Source organism: Aetokthonos hydrillicola CCALA 1050, assembly GCF_017591665.1.
In the GTDB taxonomy this organism is placed as follows: domain Bacteria; phylum Cyanobacteriota; class Cyanobacteriia; order Cyanobacteriales; family Nostocaceae; genus Aetokthonos; species Aetokthonos hydrillicola.
This window is the reverse complement of record NZ_JAAKGC010000059.1, coordinates 15,003-33,226: the sequence shown is the minus strand read 5'-3', so window position 1 is coordinate 33,226 and position 18,224 is coordinate 15,003. Positions and strand designations below refer to the sequence as shown.

14 protein-coding genes are annotated in these 18,224 nt (G+C 42.4%); 8 read left to right on the top strand and 6 right to left on the bottom strand.

The features are described 5' to 3' along the window. Positions 1 to 13: 13 nt before the first annotated feature. Both G4P69_RS24520 and G4P69_RS24515 read right to left on the bottom strand, forming a co-directional pair. Complete coding sequence (locus G4P69_RS24520) at positions 14 to 2,173, bottom strand: S-layer homology domain-containing protein (RefSeq protein ID WP_208340497.1); 2,160 nt, start codon at positions 2,171 to 2,173, stop codon at positions 14 to 16. Between the two features lie 723 nt (positions 2,174 to 2,896). Then, a complete protein-coding gene (locus tag G4P69_RS24515) occupies positions 2,897 to 3,139 on the bottom strand; it encodes an antitoxin family protein (protein WP_208340496.1) in 243 nt (80 codons plus the stop codon). A 141-nt stretch (positions 3,140 to 3,280) separates the two neighbouring features. Between G4P69_RS24515 and G4P69_RS24510 the strand changes: the two genes are divergently transcribed. Further along, positions 3,281 to 3,754 carry a cupin domain-containing protein gene (locus G4P69_RS24510; RefSeq protein WP_208340495.1) on the top strand — a complete coding sequence of 158 codons (474 nt, stop codon included), beginning with the start codon at positions 3,281 to 3,283 and terminating at the stop codon, positions 3,752 to 3,754. A 6-nt stretch (positions 3,755 to 3,760) separates the two neighbouring features. On the opposite strand, the gene G4P69_RS24505 is transcribed toward G4P69_RS24510, so the two are convergent. Next, on the bottom strand, positions 3,761 to 4,156 hold the full coding sequence (locus G4P69_RS24505) for a nuclear transport factor 2 family protein (protein WP_208340494.1): 396 nt from the start codon (positions 4,154 to 4,156) through the stop codon (positions 3,761 to 3,763). A gap of 81 nt (positions 4,157 to 4,237) precedes the next feature. Here G4P69_RS24505 and G4P69_RS24500 point away from each other — a divergent pair, with 81 nt between their 5' ends. Then, positions 4,238 to 4,708, top strand: coding sequence for a hydrogenase maturation protease (locus tag G4P69_RS24500; protein ID WP_208340493.1), 471 nt, complete (start codon positions 4,238 to 4,240; stop codon positions 4,706 to 4,708). On the opposite strand, the gene G4P69_RS24495 is transcribed toward G4P69_RS24500, so the two are convergent. Together G4P69_RS24495 and G4P69_RS24490 are read right to left on the bottom strand one after the other, a co-directional pair. Then, a complete protein-coding gene (locus G4P69_RS24495) occupies positions 4,689 to 5,342 on the bottom strand; it encodes a response regulator transcription factor (RefSeq protein ID WP_208340492.1) in 654 nt (217 codons plus the stop codon). The genes G4P69_RS24500 and G4P69_RS24495 overlap by 20 nt on opposite strands. Then, positions 5,339 to 6,460, bottom strand: a complete 1,122-nt coding sequence (locus G4P69_RS24490; RefSeq protein ID WP_243903049.1) for a sensor histidine kinase — start codon at positions 6,458 to 6,460, stop codon at positions 5,339 to 5,341. Before G4P69_RS24490 ends, G4P69_RS24495 begins: the two co-directional genes overlap by 4 nt. 499 nt (positions 6,461 to 6,959) lie before the next feature. Here G4P69_RS24490 and G4P69_RS24485 point away from each other — a divergent pair, with 499 nt between their 5' ends. The 5 genes from G4P69_RS24485 to G4P69_RS24465 all read left to right on the top strand — a co-directional run bounded on the left by G4P69_RS24485 (position 6,960) and on the right by G4P69_RS24465 (position 16,142). Beyond that, the gene (locus G4P69_RS24485; protein ID WP_208340490.1) at positions 6,960 to 8,405 is read left to right on the top strand and encodes an efflux RND transporter periplasmic adaptor subunit; all 1,446 of its coding nucleotides are present in this window, start codon (positions 6,960 to 6,962) and stop codon (positions 8,403 to 8,405) included. Between the two features lie 48 nt (positions 8,406 to 8,453). Beyond that, positions 8,454 to 11,690, top strand: coding sequence for an efflux RND transporter permease subunit (locus tag G4P69_RS24480; protein ID WP_208340489.1), 3,237 nt, complete (start codon positions 8,454 to 8,456; stop codon positions 11,688 to 11,690). A 57-nt stretch (positions 11,691 to 11,747) separates the two neighbouring features. Then, positions 11,748 to 14,876, top strand: coding sequence for an efflux RND transporter permease subunit (locus G4P69_RS24475; RefSeq protein WP_208340488.1), 3,129 nt, complete (start codon positions 11,748 to 11,750; stop codon positions 14,874 to 14,876). A gap of 494 nt (positions 14,877 to 15,370) precedes the next feature. Then, positions 15,371 to 15,781, top strand: coding sequence for an IS200/IS605 family transposase (gene tnpA / locus G4P69_RS24470; RefSeq protein WP_208340487.1), 411 nt, complete (start codon positions 15,371 to 15,373; stop codon positions 15,779 to 15,781). Between the two features lie 31 nt (positions 15,782 to 15,812). Continuing rightward, positions 15,813 to 16,142: a CpcT/CpeT family chromophore lyase gene (locus G4P69_RS24465; RefSeq protein WP_208340486.1), complete on the top strand. Its 330-nt coding sequence runs from the start codon at positions 15,813 to 15,815 to the stop codon at positions 16,140 to 16,142. Positions 16,143 to 16,275: 133 nt separating this feature from the next. Here G4P69_RS24465 and G4P69_RS24460 read toward each other — a convergent pair whose 3' ends face one another. After that, entirely contained in the window at positions 16,276 to 17,577 is a 1,302-nt protein-coding gene (locus tag G4P69_RS24460; protein ID WP_208340505.1) for an MFS transporter, read from the bottom strand. 158 nt (positions 17,578 to 17,735) lie between these two features. Between G4P69_RS24460 and G4P69_RS24455 the strand changes: the two genes are divergently transcribed. After that, the gene (locus G4P69_RS24455) at positions 17,736 to 18,218 is read left to right on the top strand and encodes a hypothetical protein (protein ID WP_208340485.1); all 483 of its coding nucleotides are present in this window, start codon (positions 17,736 to 17,738) and stop codon (positions 18,216 to 18,218) included. Positions 18,219 to 18,224 lie beyond the last annotated feature (6 nt).

The window sequence follows — 18,224 nt, the reverse complement described above, 5'->3', positions numbered from 1 at the left end:
TTTTCGAGCGTTTTTAGTTTACATTTTCCATAAGAAAAGGTGAAACTCGCCCCATCGCTACTAACGCTTGATAAACCATTGCCCCCACCTCAGCGCGTGTTGCTTCATTAGAAGGTTCAATTCGCTTAGGATCTGGATAATTGACAATGATATTGCGCTGTACTGCTGTGACAACTGCTGCACGAGCAGACTCAGAGATTGCATTAAGGTCACTGTAGTCAAGTAAAGTATCGCAGTCAGATGCTTTTAACGCAAGTCCATTCACTAAAGATACTATTACTTGTATTCTGAGTACGTTTTGCTCAGGGCGGAACGTGCGATAGCGAGGCGCTGCCGCCTTCGGCGGAACGCTAAATCCTCCAACGAAGCCACTTTGGGCTGCGATTTGAATAGCGCTCGACGCCCAATAATCTCTTGGTATATCAATAAAAGTAGGTGCTGGGCGTTTGGAAACAGGCCCAAAAGCTCCTACAATTAAAGCTGCGTACTCAGCACGAGTCATAGGCTTATCTGGCTGATAGCTACCATCAGCAAAACCCCGAGTTAAGTTCATCCTCATTAATGCCCGAATAAATGGTTCTGCCCAGTGACTTATTAAATCGGCACAAGAGAACCCATCAACATTAGGATTGACAATATAGGGAGATACAATCGCTTTTTGTTTACCGCTTGCAACTAATGCTTGATAAATTAATGCTGCCACTTCAGCGCGAGTTATATTTCGCAGTGGCTCTAATAATTCTTTTCTAGGATAGTTTACAATTAACATCTTTTGTGTAGCTGCTGCTACAGCATTGGTGGCGTAACTGGGAATTTGAGTGCGATCGGCGAATAGCCACAGCGCTTCACTATCGCAGTACCTATTTAAAGCATTCGGATTACCCCCACTCAGTTTTAATCCATTCACCATAGAAAGGAAAACTTCAACCCTTGTTAAGTTTTGCGTAGGTCGAAACGTCCCATCCGGAAATCCGTCAAGAAAACCCATGCCTACCGCACGGTTAATGGCTGATGTTGCCCAAAAGTTTGGTTTGATATCTGTAAAGTTTTGTATCCGTTTGCAAATCGGTAACTGAAAAATCTTAGCAACCAAAGCAGCATATTGAGCACGAGTTACGGGGGCTTCTGGCGCAAAAATGCCATTAGGAAAGCCATTCATTAAAGCTGACGAAAGCAATGCTCCCACAAAAGGTTTTGCCCAATGCCCCACCATGTCGGAAAAACTAGAGATATCATCTGGCAGAGTAACTAAATCTACCAAGCCCTTTACTTGTACAAGGTTTAAGTTATTTCCTGAGCAAATCACTTTGCCAGAGGTAAGATTTTGCACATCGAACTGTGCGTTATGACGAAAAATATTACCCGCTGGATCTTGAGCAGTACCAAAGTCAGGAGCTGCATGACCATTAATTAGTAAACCGCCTTGGGTATTTTTTTCAATGAGATTGTGACGCAATATAGGTCGTGCTTTTCGTGACAGTGCGATCTGCGCTTCTCTGCGAGACGCTACGCGAACGCAGCAGCGCTTCGCTATCGCAGTCCGGTTTTGTGATAGTTTGTTGTTTGCAATCAAAGGCGCAGCAAAGTCACTAATTATTATAGCCAGAGCATTATTCTGAAAAATATTCCGTAGCACTTCCCCTTTGCTATAGTGTGCCACTACTAACCCTCCAGCAACATTTTGCACAAAAACATTATCCATGATGACTGGTTTACCAGCACCACAGGCAAACACACCTTCCCGACCACAGCTAGTAAAGGTGTTATTAGCCAAAGTTGGCGAGGTAGTTGATTCAATCCAGACACCAGTACCTTTTGCTGTTGGATTTGTGACACTTACTCCCTTGAGTTGAGCATCATCAAGTAATAGCAATGTAATCTTTTGAACGCCGAAGGTAAGGCTGTGATACTTACCACTACCCAAGATCAAAATACCTTGTCCTTTAGTGGCTTCATTACCTATAACAGTTACATTAGGTGGAATCACCACCGGAAATACATCACCGCTAGCAGTGCTATATGTTCCTGGTGCTAGCTGAATAAATTTAGGTGTGGTGGTTCCTCTTAAGGCACGGCTCAGAGTTTTATAGGGTTCTGACCGTGACCCGGTGTTGGCATCATTTCCCACCACAGGATTGACATAGAGTGTCGCAACTAGGGTAGAGTTGACCATTGGTTTTCGATTATCGCTCTTTTGTCAATAGTCAACAGTCATGTGTCAATCGTCAATAGTTTTATGTCTCAAGTTTAACAAATAGTTCCCATCCGTAGGGTGCGCCCTTGCGCAGTATTAAGTATAAGTTTTGACAAAAATATACATATAAGAATTTTTGTATAGTACAGAAAACCGTACTTTCATAGGAGGAAAATAGTAACAAATACTAGAATAAACTTGCGGAACATCTTTGAGTCTTTGTGTATCTTTAACTGTTAGATAATTGGGAATTTACATATGAATCTAGGTCTAAAAGACCAATTTTAGTTGATGGTATGACGAAGCACGTGCAAAACTACTCACATAGCAAACTTATGTAACACAGTAACGCAGATTTTCAAAACCTTAATTTTCTGCAGTCTTAATGTCCAGCTTCAGTAGTGTCTTTAGAAGAAAACATTCACAAAAAGGACTACATTTGTGATAATCCCTTTAGGAGCTTTAGGAATAATTGGAATTGGGCTATATACATTACAATGGTATTTCCGGTTAGACCCAGAGTCAAGAAAAAAAGCTGATCGACGAGCTAATGAGCTCGCTTGGGATTTGTTTTGTAAATCCCTGGATAGGTTAGAGCCAAATCAAGTGAAAAAGATTGTTGATAAAGATGAAACTAGAGAACCCGCAATTTTTTGCTTAATCAGATCACGAGAATCGTTTACATAAATCAAAATATTCGTATCAACGGCGTTCATGTAACATGTCCCGTGTAAATCGAGGCGCATTCTGTGGAATTGGATTTTGTTGCATTCGCTCAACTAACGACCTTAATAGTAGTTTTTTAGCCTCTGGATCAGAAATAGGTGGCGAACTGACTAGAGGTGCTTGAATCAACAATTCCACCTCAGATCCTTCAGGCAAGTCGCAAGCTGTTTGTAGAATGAAGGCTCCGTTGCGATAAATTGCTTTTAGAGCAGGGGACATGGCGAAAGCTCCATAAGTTGTAGGATTAATATTATTATGCGGAGAATTTTTATAAAATTACGTCTAATTAGTATGGATTATAACTAATAACTCTATATAATAGTGCGTTGCACCACGTTAACGCACCCAGGAGAATGAAAAATGACGATTCAGCAGCAGCCAGGACAAGGCAATTCTTACTGGTTTGGGCAAGACTTGTATACTTTTAAGGCAGTGGGCGCGCAGACGGGTGAAAGTTATGCCCTTTGTGAAGTCATTGTTGCGCCGCAAGGTGGTACTCCTCTACATCGACACAGCAGAGAAAATGAATCGTTTTATGTTTTGGAAGGGGACATTGAATTCCAACTAGACGATCGCACCCTCACTGCAACGCCTGGAACCTTTCTCTATTCTCCTCAAGGTCAACTCCATCAATTTACTAATACCACCTCTACACCAGCTAAAATGCTAGTTTGGGTTACACCAGCAGGATTTGAGAAGTTTATTGCAGAAGTTGGAAAAGCCGTGTATCGACAAGTAACTCCTGCACCAACTTTAAGTCCCACAGATTTAGAAAAAATTCTTGCCACTGCTCCTAAGTATGGGATTGAGATTATTCCGCCAGCTTCTGCTTAGTTAAACTTAGACTTTCATTTTCGCATCTTTTACCATCCCTATATGAGCCGTAACGATGTGCCAAGTTCCACGTGAAGAGACAGCCCAAACTCGTGTGTAACAAAAGTCGCCATTTGTGGGAGTGCCTTTATAGCTACCAGACAATTGCATTCGGACTGAAACAACCGCTACTTCTCCATGGATTTGAATATGCTGCTCAGAGGGTTTCAACTCGTGTATCTTAAATAAACCAGATTCATGGGCGGCTAGATCATCTTGTTTTCGTAATAATTCTCCCTCATGACTGATGATGATAATTTCGGGTGCTAGTAGCTCATTCAAAACGCTAACATCAGAAGCAAGCATTGCCTGTCTAAGCCGTTCTTCGACATCGATAATCTGAGCTTCAACTGTTTCAGTCATGGTGTTTCTTTCCTCAATATCAACACTCTTGCCTTACGCTCTCACCCCCACCGAATTTCTAGCTTCTGACTTTTTGATAAAATGCTAACTATTATTGGCTGTGGTAATCTTAATCGTAGTGATGATGCTGTAGGTGTAATCATAGCTCAACGTTTACAGCGATATCTAAACGAACATCCTCAACCGAATGTCCAAGTCTATGACTGCGGGACGGCAGGGATGGAAGTGATGTTTCAAGCTAGAGGTAGCAAAAAGTTAATTATTGTTGATGCAAGTTCTACAGGTTCCGAACCAGGTGCTGTGTTTAAAGTTCCTGGAGAAGAATTGGAAGCTTTACCGGAACCGACCTATAATTTGCACAGTTTTCGTTGGGATAATGCTTTAGCCGCAGGTAAGAAGATTTTTAAGGATAATTTTCCCGAAGAGGTGACGGTTTACTTAATTGAAGCAGAAAATCTTAGCTTAGGGCTTGAGTTAAGTCTTGCTGTTAACAATTCTGCTAACTTGGTTTTTGAAGAAGTTGTTGCAATTATCAAGCAGAATGTTCTTTAAACAAAGAATGGGCTAGTAAAGCTGCTTGAGTGCGATCGCGCAAATTTAAGTGGCTGAGTATATTAGTTACATAGTTCTTCACGGTATTTTCGGAGAGAAAAAGGGTTTGTGCAATCTCGCGGTTGTTAGCTCCAGAGGCTATTAATCGCAAAACGTCCATTTCTCTGGGTGTGAGGAGCGCCAATTCTGGTGGAGGTTGTTTAACTGGCTCGGCTGGTGTTGGAGGCGACATAAGTGCTTTTTCCAACAATCCTGGTCCTAATTGAGTATGTCCCTTATAGACAGCGCGAATTGCTAATGCTAGTTCATCAGGTTCAGTGTCCTTAAGCAGATAGCCTTTAGCGCCTAAGTGCATAGCTTGTGAGACGTACTCATCATCATCAAAAGTCGTCAAAACAAGCACCTTAGTTTGGGGATATTGTTGAGCGATCGCACCAGTAGCAGCGACTCCATCCATCACCGGCATTCTGATATCCATCAACACTATATCAGGTTGCAGCGTAGGTATTTGTTCAAGCGCCCGTTGCCCATTTTCTGCCTCGCCAACAACTTTCATATCTGAATTAGACTCAAGCAGACTCTTAAGTCCTTGACGGATAATGAATTGATCATCAACTAACAAGATGCGAATCATAGAACTACATTAGATATTGGAAAAGAAACAGAAATACGACAACCTTTCCCTGGTTGACTGTGAAGTTGAAACTTACCACCCAAAGCCGCCGCTCTTTCTCGCATACCTTGGAGTCCAAACCCAGTCGTATTTTCAATTGGGTTAAACCCTTCTCCATTATCCACTATCGAAAGCTCAAGCATCCCGACCTGTGGAACGAGTTCAACGATGACAGTGGTTGCGTGAGCGTGTTTATAAATATTGGTCAGAGATTCTTGGATAATACGGTAAAGGGTTGTGTTTGCTTCTGTACTTAAGGATAATGGCAAATGAATTTTGCTCTCTAGTTTAATCCCTGTTGTGTTTTGAAAATCTTTCAATAGCTTGTCAATAGCTGATTCAAGGGTTTGTCCTTGTAGGGGGTTGGAACGCAACACTGAAACAGAACGCCGGATTTCTAGCAACGCCTCAGATCCTAATTGCTTTGCTTGTTTAAGAAAAGTCAATGCTTTGTCATTATTTGACTGCCAAAAAAGCAAGGCGTTATTGATCTGAATCGTTTGGGCTGCTAGGGTATGTCCCAATCCATCGTGAATTTCGCGGGCGATCCGATTTCGTTCCTGTAGGGTTGCTTGATCTTGAATTCGCAGCGCATAGTTTCGCAATTGGTCGTGAGTAATTTCTAGTTCCTGATAGACTTTCTGCAATTGCTCTCTACTTTGTCGTTCTGCATGCAGGGCATTAATCAACAATAAAGCAAATAGCAGTGTTAAGCTAAACAGCAATAAAGAACTTAATCGCCAATCCCATACAGCTACTCTATACTTTCCAATCGGTTTTGACAGAAGTATCGTTCCATGGCACAGAAAAGCTAAACTTAAAACAGTAAACTGTCCTGCACGCGGGAATATCAGAGAACTCCGCATCACCAGCACTAGACACATCAGGAAAACGGAGCGACTAGATAAGTCAAACTTAGTAGCTGGCAGCAACATTAAGCCAAATTCTATAGCAGTGTAAAATAGTTTTGCTCCTAGATTAGAAGTTGGCAATTTTAAACCCATCAGACCGAAAGCAGTGATCGCTAGAATTTGCAGCAGTAAATCCCAAGACAACTCGAAAGGAAAAAAGACTTCCATGAAAGCTGCTGTCACTAGCAACAGCCACTCCAGATAAAGCAATAAACGAAAGGATTGCGAGGTTGGGCGGAGCATAGGGTTAAGAGGGAGCAGGGGGGCATGGGGCATAGGGCATGGGGCATAGGGCATGGGGCATAGGGCATGGGGCATCGGGAACAGGAAGAAAGAGGGTTTGAGGCTTTAAATAGAACCCGAATTACCTTATATATAAACCCACTCCTGCTGCCAATTCTCTATGCCCTATGTCCCATGCCCATTTTGCAAATTCTCTTCCTCCTGTTTATAAAATTTGTTCCTAGTGCCCATAGACCATTTAGTACTGATTTGTTAGCTTTAGACTAGGAAAAAAGTCACATTCAATATAGTAATTTTCTCCTGCTGACCTTAGGAATTCCGCTCGATGTAAACTTTACTCTTAATTTTTAAGATTGATATCATAAATGCGAATGCGGAGATTTTTTTAACCCTCAACTACAACTTAAACTTATGGGAGGCTCTCTTGCAAGATAACATTCCAAATGAAATTACAGCAGAGAAACACTTAAAATTGACCAATGAGCCTTCATCCAAAAGGCGTCTTATTTCGGTCATAGTAGGTGCAACACTGCTTACTGGACTGGGCTTATATGGTATCCATTCAGCTGTCAAGCCCAACAGATCTGAAAACTCCCAAGCTAGAAGCGGGCGGAGACAGGGAACACCTGTTGTGACTGTGGCGACGGCAACTCAAAAAACGGTTCCAGTGCAATTGCAGCAAATTGGGAATGTTCAAGCAGAGTCTACCGTATCGGTTACACCCCAAGTCAGTAGCACAATTACCGGAGTCTACTTTAAAAAAGGTCAAGAGGTGAAAAAGGGGCAACTCTTATTCACACTAGATGATCGTACACAGCAAGCTGCCATTCAACAAGCTAAGGGAACTCTGGCGAGAGACTTAGCATTGGTACAACAGTATAGAGCAACATTAGCCAAAGACCTAACGGCAATAAAACAAGCACAAGCAACTCTGGCGAAAGATCAAGCACAAGCCAAATTTGCACAAGCACAAGCGACTCGTTACAATAACTTGCTCGCCTCCGGTGCAGTTAGTAGGGATACTGCTCAACAATACAGCACAAACCAAGCAACTAGTGCAGCAACTATTCAGGCAGATCAGCAAGCGATCGCCAATGCTCAAGCAGCAATCAAAGTGGATCAAGCGCAGATAGAAAATGCACAGGGAGTTGTAAAGTCAGACGAGGGAGCATTGCAGAACGCTCAAGTACAACTGTCCTACACCAAAATTTACTCTCCTATCAATGGTCGTGCTGGCAATACCCTCGTAACTCTGGGCAACGTCGTTCAAGCTAACAGCACAACTCCTCTTTTGTCAATTTCCCAGATTCACCCAGTCCAGGTTTCCTTTTCCGTTCCTGAAGCGAATCTGCCGACAATTCAAAAGTATATGCAAAATAATAAGCTAACAGTCTTAGCTTCTTTTCCTAACAGCAATACTCCTCCAGAAAAGGGAGTTTTATTTTCCGTAAATAACGCTGTTGACACCACCACTGGAACCATTCAACTTATTGCTGAATTTCAAAATCCTCAAGGAAGACTTTGGCCAGGTCAATATGTTAACACAACGCTGCAACTAACTACAGAACCGAATGCAACTGTCATTCCTTCACAAGCAGTTCAAAATGGTCCTAATGGACAGTTTGTCTTTGTACTCAACCCTGACATGACAGTACAAAATGTTCCAGTCACCGTCAGCAGCACTATAAATGGCTTAGCTGTAATAAAGAGTGGAGTAAAACCTGGTCAAAAAGTTGTGACTGACGGACAAGCGAATCTGATTTCTGGTAACAAAGTACAGCTTAAAGGTGCTGCTCCTCAAGCAGCAGGAGGAGAAGGAGGACAAACGCAGCGTAGGGGCAGAAGGCACAGGGGAGGTGATAACTCTTAAGTACTCACTCTTGCTGTTCCCTGTTAAGAGTTCCCTTTTAAATAAATTATGAATTTATCAGAACTATTTATTCGTCGCCCAATCATGACGACGCTCGTCATGGCAGGTATCCTGATCTTCGGTTTGATGAGTTATCGCTTACTACCAATTAGCGATTTGCCGAGCGTTGATTATCCAACTATTCAGGTAACGGCGTCAAGACCAGGGGCTAGCCCAGAAACTATGGCGTCATCTGTTGCTCGACCTTTAGAAAAACAATTTTCTAGCATTGCCGGGTTGGATTTGCTGAACTCGACTAGTACTTTGGGCAATACCCAAATTACACTTCAGTTCAACCTGAGCCGTGAAATCGACGATGCTGCTCAAGATGTGCAAGCAGCGATATCGGCGGCATCTGGACAGATTCCTAGTGATTTACCTAACCCCCCATCTTATAGCAAAGTAAACCCAGCGGATCAACCGATTCTCTATTTATATATGTACTCGCCTACCTTGCAACTTTCGCAGGTAGACAGCTACGCTCAAACCTATTTAGCACAGAAGTTATCTACGATTAGTGGGGTGGCGCAAGTACAAGTATACGGTTCGCAAAAATATGCTGCTCGTATTCAGCTTGATCCTTCAAAATTAGCGACTTACCAGATCGGACTGGATCAGGTGCAAACGGCGATTCAACAAGGAAACGTGAATTTGCCTACAGGTAGCCTTTCGGGTAATTATAAAAACTATACTGTACAGGCAAACGGTCAACTACAGGATGCCGCCGCTTATCGATCGCTCATTGTTGCCTATCGAAATGGTGCGCCAATCTACCTTGATCAACTCGGTAGAACCGTTGACGGTGTTCAAAATCCTAAAGTTGCAAGCTGGTATAATGATCAGCGCGCGATCATTCTGACGATTCAACGGCAACCGGGCACAAATACGGTGCAAATCGTCGATACAATCAAGCAAAAGTTGCCAGATTTAAGAAGTCAAATTCCAAAATCAGTTGAAATTGGGGTTTATTATGATGCGTCTCAGTCAATTCGCGACTCAGTAAATGACGTTAGATTTACCTTGATTCTCACCATTGGTTTGGTTGTCTTGGTGATCTTCCTATTTTTGCGGAACCTCTCTGCGACGGTGATCCCCAGTTTAGCTTTACCTGTCTCGCTGATTGCTACCTTTGCAGTGATGTATCTTTTGGGGTACTCGCTGGATAACCTGTCGATGATGGCGTTGACGCTTTCAGTGGGTTTTGTTGTGGATGATGCGATCGTCATGCTAGAAAATATTGTTCGCCACATGGAAATGGGTGAACGTCCTTTAGAAGCAGCATTGAATGGTTCTAGAGAAATCAGCTTCACAATTTTGTCCATGACAATTTCACTCGTAGCAGTGTTTATCCCAATGCTGTTCATGAATGGATTGTTAGGACGACTATTCCATGAATTCGCTGTAACAATCGCCGTTGCTATTTTGGTATCTGGGTTTGTTTCTTTGACACTTACCCCAATGCTATGCAGTCGCTTTCTGCGTCCGCCAGATCATGAAAATCAAAGTCGCTTGTATCAAGCATCAGAGTACGTGTTTGATCGCTTCCTGGCACTCTACGATTGGACACTGAAAAAAGCCTTAAAGTATCACCGCACGACGATGATTTTATCCGGTGCACTGTTATTTGTCACCGTTTATTTGCTCTTGGTAGTTCCCAAAGGCTTTATTCCTAGTGAAGATACAGGGCAAATCACCGCCATTACACAAGCAGCTTCCGATGCGTCTTTTGATGATTTAGTGCGTCACCAGCAAGATGTCGTTAATATTATTCGGCAAAATCCGAACGTAGATGCTGTTAACTCTAACATTGGACCTGGTTCCAGTGCTAGTGGTAGTGGTGGATCCGCCACAGGAAATACAGGGAATTTGTTAATTCGCCTCAAGCCTCGCGATAAGCGTACCGCCAGTGCTGACGAGATCCTCCAAGCACTGCGATCGCAACTAGCTACCGTTCCAGGTATGCAAGTTTTCTTACAAATTCCACCTGCTATTCCCATTGGTACACAACAGAGTACAGGACTATATCAGCTGGCTCTACAAAGTACCGATATAAAACCTCTTCAGCAGTATGTTCCGCAACTCGTCGCTAAGTTGAAAACTCTACCACAACTTCAAGATGTTAACAGCGATTTGCAGCTAGCACCACAGATAAGGATTAGTATTGATCGCGATAAAGCCTCAGCCTTAGGGATTAGCGCACAGGCGATTGAAAGCACGCTAAGAAATGCTTATGGCGGTTATCAAGTCTCTACCATCTATGCTGCCAGTGACGAGTATGAAGTTATTCTCGAACTAGAACCACAGTATCAGCAAGACCCTAATGCTTTAATGCAGCTTTATGTTAATGCTAGTACTACCAGTTCTACAAGTAATTCTAGTGGTAGCACAACTGGTGCTGGTTCTAGTAGTAGTAGCATAACTGGTAGTGGGTCCAGTACTACTACCAACACTTCCACTGCTGGAACAGAAGTGCCTATGAGTACATTTGCCCAATTATCTCAAACTGTTGGACCGTTGATGGTCAATCACTTTGGGCGGATGAATGGGGCAACGATTTCCTTTAACTTATCACCCAATACATCATTAGGGGATGCCACTCAAGCAATAGAAGAACTTGTGCGTCAAGTTGTACCTGCAAGTATCGTCACGAACTTCCAGGGAGCAAGTCAACTGTTTCAATCTTCCCTACCAAGTTTAGGACTGTTGTTAGTCATTGCTATCTTAGTGATTTATCTTATCCTTGGTATTCTCTACGAAGATTTTATTCATCCTTTAACTATTCTTTCTGGTCTACCTTCGGCTGGATTTGGTGCATTATTAACTCTGCTACTTTTCCATGTTGAATTGAATGTTTACTCATTCATCGGTATTATGCTTCTGGTGGGTATTGTAAAGAAAAATGGCATTATGATGGTGGACTTTGCGATTGAAGCGCAAAGGAACGAAGGTAAAAGTCCATTTGATGCTATATACGAAGCTTGCTTGATCCGGTTTCGTCCCATTATGATGACAACAATGGCAGCGCTGATGGGAACATTACCGATCGCTATTGGTTTTGGAGCTGGTTCAGAATCCCGCCGCCCTCTGGGTATTGCGGTTGTGGGTGGACTGGTGTTTTCTCAAATATTAACTCTCTATCTCACTCCAGTATTTTTCACTTATATGGAAGCTTGGCGGAAACAACTTACTAAGAGGGCAAGGGGCATGGGGCATAGGGCATGGGGCATGGGGAAATTCCAACCTTAACCATTTACCCATTACCCAATGCCTATTACCCAATGCCCAATGCCCTATTAACAAATTATGAACCTTTCAGAGATTTTTATTCGTCGTCCTGTCATGACGACTTTGGTGATGGTGGGTATCGTCATCTTTGGGCTGATGGGTTATCAGTTCTTACCGATCAGTGCTTTACCCAACGTTGAGTATCCCTTCATTTCAGTTTCAGCAAGTTTGCCTGGTGCAACGCCTGAAACAATGGCATCTGCTGTGGCTGCACCGTTAGAAAGACAGTTCTCTAGCATTGCTGGACTAAACTCTTTTAACTCTACCAGTTCAACAGGCTCCACCAACATCTCGTTACAATTTGACTTTAGCCGCAGCACAACCGACGCTGCTAAAGATGTACAAGCGGCTATTTCAGCAGCAGCGGGGCAATTACCTCAAAATATGCCCCACCCCCCGACTTACCGCAAAGTTAACCCATCCGTTGCGCCTATTCTTTATGTATATCTTTATTCTGATACACTCCCTATTTCTACTGTAGATGAATATGCAGAAGTAACACTTGGTCAACCAATCTCAATGATTGATGGAGTTGCCCAAGTGCAAGTATATGGTCAGCAGCAATATGCAGTGCGTGTCCAAGTTGACCCGCGAGAGTTGGTAACACGAGGAATTGGGCTGGATCAGGTGCAGAGTGCTATTCAGCAAGCGAATGTGACTTTGCCGACAGGTAGTCTTTCAGGCAAAGACAAAACCTACATTATTCAAGCTGATGGTCAACTTAAGAATGCAGCAGCGTACCGACCACTTATTATCACCTATAAAAATGGTGCACCTGTACGGCTTCAAGATGTAGGGCAGGTGATTGACAGTGTGCAGAATAATAAAGTCTCGAACCGCTACAATGGTCACAATTCCGTTGTCTTAGCTGTACAGCCTCAGCCGGATGGTAACACGGTGCGGATCGTTGATGCTATTAAGCAACTCTGGCCTACTTTGCGCGAGCAAGTGCCCGCAGCCATAGAAATGGGTATTATGTATGATCGCTCACAAACAATTCGAGCTTCAGTACACGATGTGCAATTTACCTTATTTCTATCGGTTTGTTTGGTTGTCCTGGTTATTTTCTTGTTTTTGCGCGACTTAGCAGCTACACTCATTCCCAGTCTAGCTTTACCGGTAGCCATTGTAGGTACTTTTGCAGTGATGTATATTTTAGGCTACTCACTGGATAACCTCTCGCTAATGGCACTAACACTGTCTGTCGGCTTTGTGATCGATGACGCAGTTGTTGTACTAGAGAATATTGTTCGTCATCGGGAAATGGGTGAACCTCCACTCGAAGCAGCGCTAAATGGCTCCAGAGAAATCGGCTTTACTATTGTGTCGATGACTCTATCTCTAGTCGCTGTATTCATCCCCATGTTGTTCATGGGTGGATTGATAGGGAAGTTATTTCACGAATTTGCTGTAACGATCGCTGTTGCTATTTTGGTATCTGGGTTTGTCTCCATCAGTCTAACACCAATGTTGTGTAGTCGTTTTCTCAAACCCCATGCACAACAGCGAAATCGCTTGTATCGTGTATCAGAACGTGCGTTTGATTTCCTGCTGCACGGTTACGAGGTGACTCTTAAACCTGTTTTACAATACCGTATTATCACGTTGATTGTTTCCGGTATTATCTTGGTGTCTACGTTCTACCTCTTTACGGTAGTTCCTACAGGGTTTATTCCCACTGAGGACACTGGACAAATTATGGCCAACACAAAAGCCGCACAAGATATTTCTTTTGATGATATGCTGCGTCATCAAGAGGAGATCGTTAACATCATTCGCAAAAACCCAAATATTGCGGCGGTGGACTCCATTGTGGGTGCAAGTGGTCCTAATGCTTCAGCTAACTCAGGAAGAATCACGATTCTACTAAAACCACGTTCCCAGCGTCGTCTGAATTCTGAGCAAATCATTGCAAAATTACGACCCAGATTAACGGGTATCCCAGGTATTCAAGCATTTCTGCGTGCTCCCCCAGCCATCCCCATTGGTGGACAGCAAACAAACTCCTTGTATCAATACACCTTACAAAGTCTCAACCCTCAAGAACTTTATCAATATGTTCCGCAACTAGTAGAGAAAATTAAAGGTATACCAGGACTGCAAGACGTTAATAGCGACGTTCAAATGAGCACTCCACAGTTGCAAGTGGAGATTGATCATAAAAAAATAGCAACTCTTGGTATTACAGCTCAACAAGTTGAAAGTACTCTTAGCAGTGCTTATGGTTCTCGCCAAGTTTCGACCATTTATGGTTCCAATGATCAATTTTACGTGATTTTGGAACTGCAACCACAGTATCAGCGTGATCCTAATGCTTTATCTCTGCTATATATTCGCGCAAGCAATGGAAAAATGGTTCCGTTGAATACGATCGCGAATATCACCCAAAAAGTCAGCCCCCTCACCCTCAACCACGTCAGTCAAATTCCTTCTGCAACTATATCGTTTAACTTGATACCAAATATGTCATTGGGTCAAGCAACGCAAGCGATCAATCAACTAGCTAGTAATATTTTGCCTTCGACGGTTACCGCTAGCTTCCAAGGTTCAGCGCAGGTTTTCAAACAATCTTTTAACGATTTAGGAACGTTGCTGGCGGTGTCGATAATAGTTATTTATCTGATTCTGGGTATTCTTTATGAGGATTTCATTCATCCTATAACGATTCTCTCTGGTTTGCCTTCCGCTGGTTTTGGTGCGCTGTTAACTTTGTTGATTTTCCAGGTTGATTTAAACCTTTACTCCTTCATCGGTATTATCTTGCTGATGGGGATTGTAAAGAAAAACGGTATTATGATGGTAGATGTTGCTATAGAACTACAACGAAATGAAGGGAAACATCCCTTCGATGCAATTTACGAAGCTTGCATAATTCGCTTCCGACCAATTATGATGACGACAATGGCAGCTTTGATGGGGACATTACCAATTGCGATTGGAGCGGGTTCTGGTTCTGAAGCTCGTCGTCCTTTGGGTATTGCGATCGTTGGTGGATTGGTGTTCTCTCAGATATTAACGCTCTATCTGACTCCAGTGTTCTATACTTATATGGAAACATGGCGTAAGCAGATTGGTGAAGCTAAGCTAGGGCGAATCTTCTTCTGGAAGAAACGGAAGAAAGCTACCAACCTGACCGCCAGGGAATAGCCAGGGAATAGCCAGGGAATAGAATTCCCTGTCTAATAGTGCAAGTCCTCTAGAAGAGGACTAGAAAAAACTTGGTTTAATAATTCACGATTTTCACATAGTCGTCTAAAGACGACTTGAGCTTTCAGACAGGGAATTTCATTCCCTGGATTTTGGATTCGCTTTTAGAAGAAAGGTAAAAAAGTTACCAACCTGACCACCAGAATAGCCAGGGAATTCTATTCCCTGTCTAATAATGCAAGTCCTCTAGAAGAGGACTAGAAAAAACTAGGTTTAATTATTCACGATTTTCACATAGTCGTCTAAAGACGACTTGAGCTTTCAGACAGGGAATTTCATTCCCTGGATTTTGGATTCGCTGGATTCCTGGATTCGCTGGATTCATGATTCTGTGGCTTCGTGAACTGGCTGATGGACACTGCTAATATGATAATTTTTCCAGCAACAAGGGAAACATAAATATATGTAAATAAATACAAAATTTAAAAAATATTATGTCTCTCTGGCAACTTTATTATCATATTGTTTGGGCAACAAAAAAACGCCAACCTCTAATTACCTCCGACAAAGAAACTGAGCTTTATAATTACATCATTGGTAAATCCAATAGTTTAAATTGTATACTCCATACCATTGGAGGTATTGAAGACCATATACATTTAGTAGTATCTATCCCTCCAACAATGGCGATTGCAGAGTTTGTAAAAAAAATTAAAGGAAGTAGTTCTCACCATTTCAACGACAATCTTTGCCCTACATCAGAAAAATTTGCTTGGCAAGAAGGATATGGTATATTCTCTTTGGGCAGTAAGCAACTTGAGCAAGCTATTATATATGTTCAAAATCAAAAAATACATCATCTTGAAGGCACAGTAAATTCCCATTTAGAAAAAGCAGACGCATAACCAAACCTAAATCGTCGAGACGTCAGAACAGGTGAAACAAGTAGTGCAATGGTTCACCGGTTCCTTCGACAATTCTCAGCAGGTAGCGAAAAACTCTGCTGTTCCACTGGTTAGTCTATCTGATTGTAGGGTAAAACTTACTGGCGTTGACTCCAGTGATGACGTACAAAACCTTTATCTTCAAGAAACAAGTCCCGGGTTCGAGCGCGATCGCCTTTATTCTTTCAGTCAGGGAAATTCTGCAGTAACGCTCGGTGTCCGTAGCTTTGGGAACGCTGGTATTTTAAGTGGTATATGTAATCGTCCTGAGTCTGAGCGAGTCATCAGCTATCAAAATGTAGTTCCTATAAGCTGTAACTAGGATCTTGTGTTATTGTAGTTAAGACTATCGGAAAAGATGCTGGATATTTAGCTTGCAAAGATGTATTCTAAAATAACTCATTGAGACCTTTCTCTTGTGCAGAGCTATCGGGCTTCGGAATCTATTATAGGTATTAAATTGCTGGAGCGTCTTCTTGGGATTCCAAAGAAATCCAGCTTTTCAAAACATATAAAAGTACTAAACCCGAAAGGCTACTGACAGCGATCGCGATCCAAAAATAGTGGGCGATTATAGGAGATTGATCCATTGCCCAACCGCCTAACAACGGACCAAAGAACAAACCAATTGGCCAACATTGATGGCTAATAGCCAAATAAACCCCTCGCAATGATTCTGGTGCTAACTCTGCTACAAATGTTGCGGAAAATGGTCTGTATATGTCAGACGCGATCGTCAACACACTAAATGCTATAATCATGCCTATAATCGGCAGTGACGAAATTAGATGAGTCGCCCAGACGAAGAAGAAACCAGCGCCCCATAAAATCATTGAAATCATCAACACTTGAGTATTTAACAACCATGAACCTAATAGTTGCACTAATGGTAACTGTAATAGTGTGCCAAGACCAACATAAAACCACGTAAATAAGTTTGCAACACTAGTGACTGTTGCGTCCTTGCTGAGAGTTATTTGTGAAACACCTGCCGAAATAAAGTTTGTAAAATATAGCGGTAGGATATTATTAACTAAGGCAATGTAAGTGGTAAAAAGAACGTTCAATAAAACAAATAATAGCAGTGTTCGATCCTTCAGCGCTGATCCAAACTGGGGTCGAGTTTCAGAATGTTCATGGTTCTCCTGTCGAGTGTCGGGGATTGCAATTTGAATTAACACTAAAAACGCTACAAGAACCAGTCCATTAATTGCAAAAATGACTTGTGACTCTCGCGCCAGTATAGAAAGTAATATTCCACCACCAAGCACTCCAATCCCGGTACCGAGATTACTTGCCAATCCCAAAAGAGCGAAGGCTTTTTGGCGTTGTTCTTTTGGAGTCGTGTCAATAATCAGGGCATCTACTGGTGTCCAATAACATCCACCACTTAATCCCATAAGTATATTGGCGACGATAAGTGAGGGAAAATTTTGGAGCCATGCTAACATCAGGGCACCAGCAATCGATAGCACGCCAGATAATAACAGCGTTTGCTTGCGACCATACCTTGGAGAATCTGCTAAGTAACCACCAACAAAATTTCCTATCACCCCAGTCAGTGATCCAATGCTTATTCCTAAGCCGATCATTGTTGCTGAAAAGTGTAATTCATTAACAAAAATTAGGGGCATAAAGAAGTGTATACTTCCATGTCCCACCTGATGGAGTATTCGCCCAATTACCTGTATCCAGACTTGATAACTCGACGCTTGTAGTAAAAAGGGTCTAGGACTGACACTAATTTGATTTTCCAAAGATCCTCCTACAGGAAATTTTTTCAACACCGCCTGTTTTCAACCATTCTAGTATCGATCTCAGTTTGTAGATAGATTTCGGTTTTTCAAAAAAAGCTATAGAACCAAATATAAAGTTCTACGATTTTAGTATGAACATACTACTTTAAGAGGTAATTATGATCCATCACATTTCTATTTCTGTAAAAAATCCTCAGCATGTAGCTAATGTCATGGCAGAAATTATGCATGGCAGGGTAGTGCCGTTTTCACCTAATCCTGGTGGTTATATGATGATGGTGCCAGATGAATTTGGCACAGGAATTGAGTTTTATCCATTGGGTAGTGAGATGATCCCAGATGCGTGGCAAGGACAAGTTGGGTTTCAAATAAATGAGCATCCTGCAAATTACACACCTGTTCATGCAGCTATTTCCGTTGATCTTTCCATAGAGGAAATCCAACGAATTGGCGCACGCGAAGGATGGCGAGTGTTCCCTTGTAAGCGTGGTCCTTTCGAGGTTGTAGAATTCTGGATTGAAAACCGTTTGATGTTGGAACTGTTAACCCCACAGATGAGTGAGCAGTACCTGAATGCGGTAAACCCGCAAAAATTAGAACAGATGGCGGAAGCTGCTGCTGGTGGAGATGCGCGTAGATAGTAACAC

Coding starts and splice junctions, on each gene's coding strand:
- G4P69_RS24500 (WP_208340493.1), top strand. CDS start 4,238: ATGCTAACTATTATTGGCTGTGGTAATCTTAATCGTAGTGATGATGCT.
- G4P69_RS24520 (WP_208340497.1), bottom strand. CDS start 2,173: ATGGTCAACTCTACCCTAGTTGCGACACTCTATGTCAATCCTGTGGTG.
- G4P69_RS24495 (WP_208340492.1), bottom strand. CDS start 5,342: ATGATTCGCATCTTGTTAGTTGATGATCAATTCATTATCCGTCAAGGA.
- G4P69_RS24505 (WP_208340494.1), bottom strand. CDS start 4,156: ATGACTGAAACAGTTGAAGCTCAGATTATCGATGTCGAAGAACGGCTT.
- G4P69_RS24510 (WP_208340495.1), top strand. CDS start 3,281: ATGACGATTCAGCAGCAGCCAGGACAAGGCAATTCTTACTGGTTTGGG.
- G4P69_RS24515 (WP_208340496.1), bottom strand. CDS start 3,139: ATGTCCCCTGCTCTAAAAGCAATTTATCGCAACGGAGCCTTCATTCTA.
- G4P69_RS24480 (WP_208340489.1), top strand. CDS start 8,454: ATGAATTTATCAGAACTATTTATTCGTCGCCCAATCATGACGACGCTC.
- G4P69_RS24475 (WP_208340488.1), top strand. CDS start 11,748: ATGAACCTTTCAGAGATTTTTATTCGTCGTCCTGTCATGACGACTTTG.
- tnpA (WP_208340487.1), top strand. CDS start 15,371: ATGTCTCTCTGGCAACTTTATTATCATATTGTTTGGGCAACAAAAAAA.
- G4P69_RS24490 (WP_243903049.1), bottom strand. CDS start 6,460: ATGGAAGTCTTTTTTCCTTTCGAGTTGTCTTGGGATTTACTGCTGCAA.
- G4P69_RS24455 (WP_208340485.1), top strand. CDS start 17,736: ATGATCCATCACATTTCTATTTCTGTAAAAAATCCTCAGCATGTAGCT.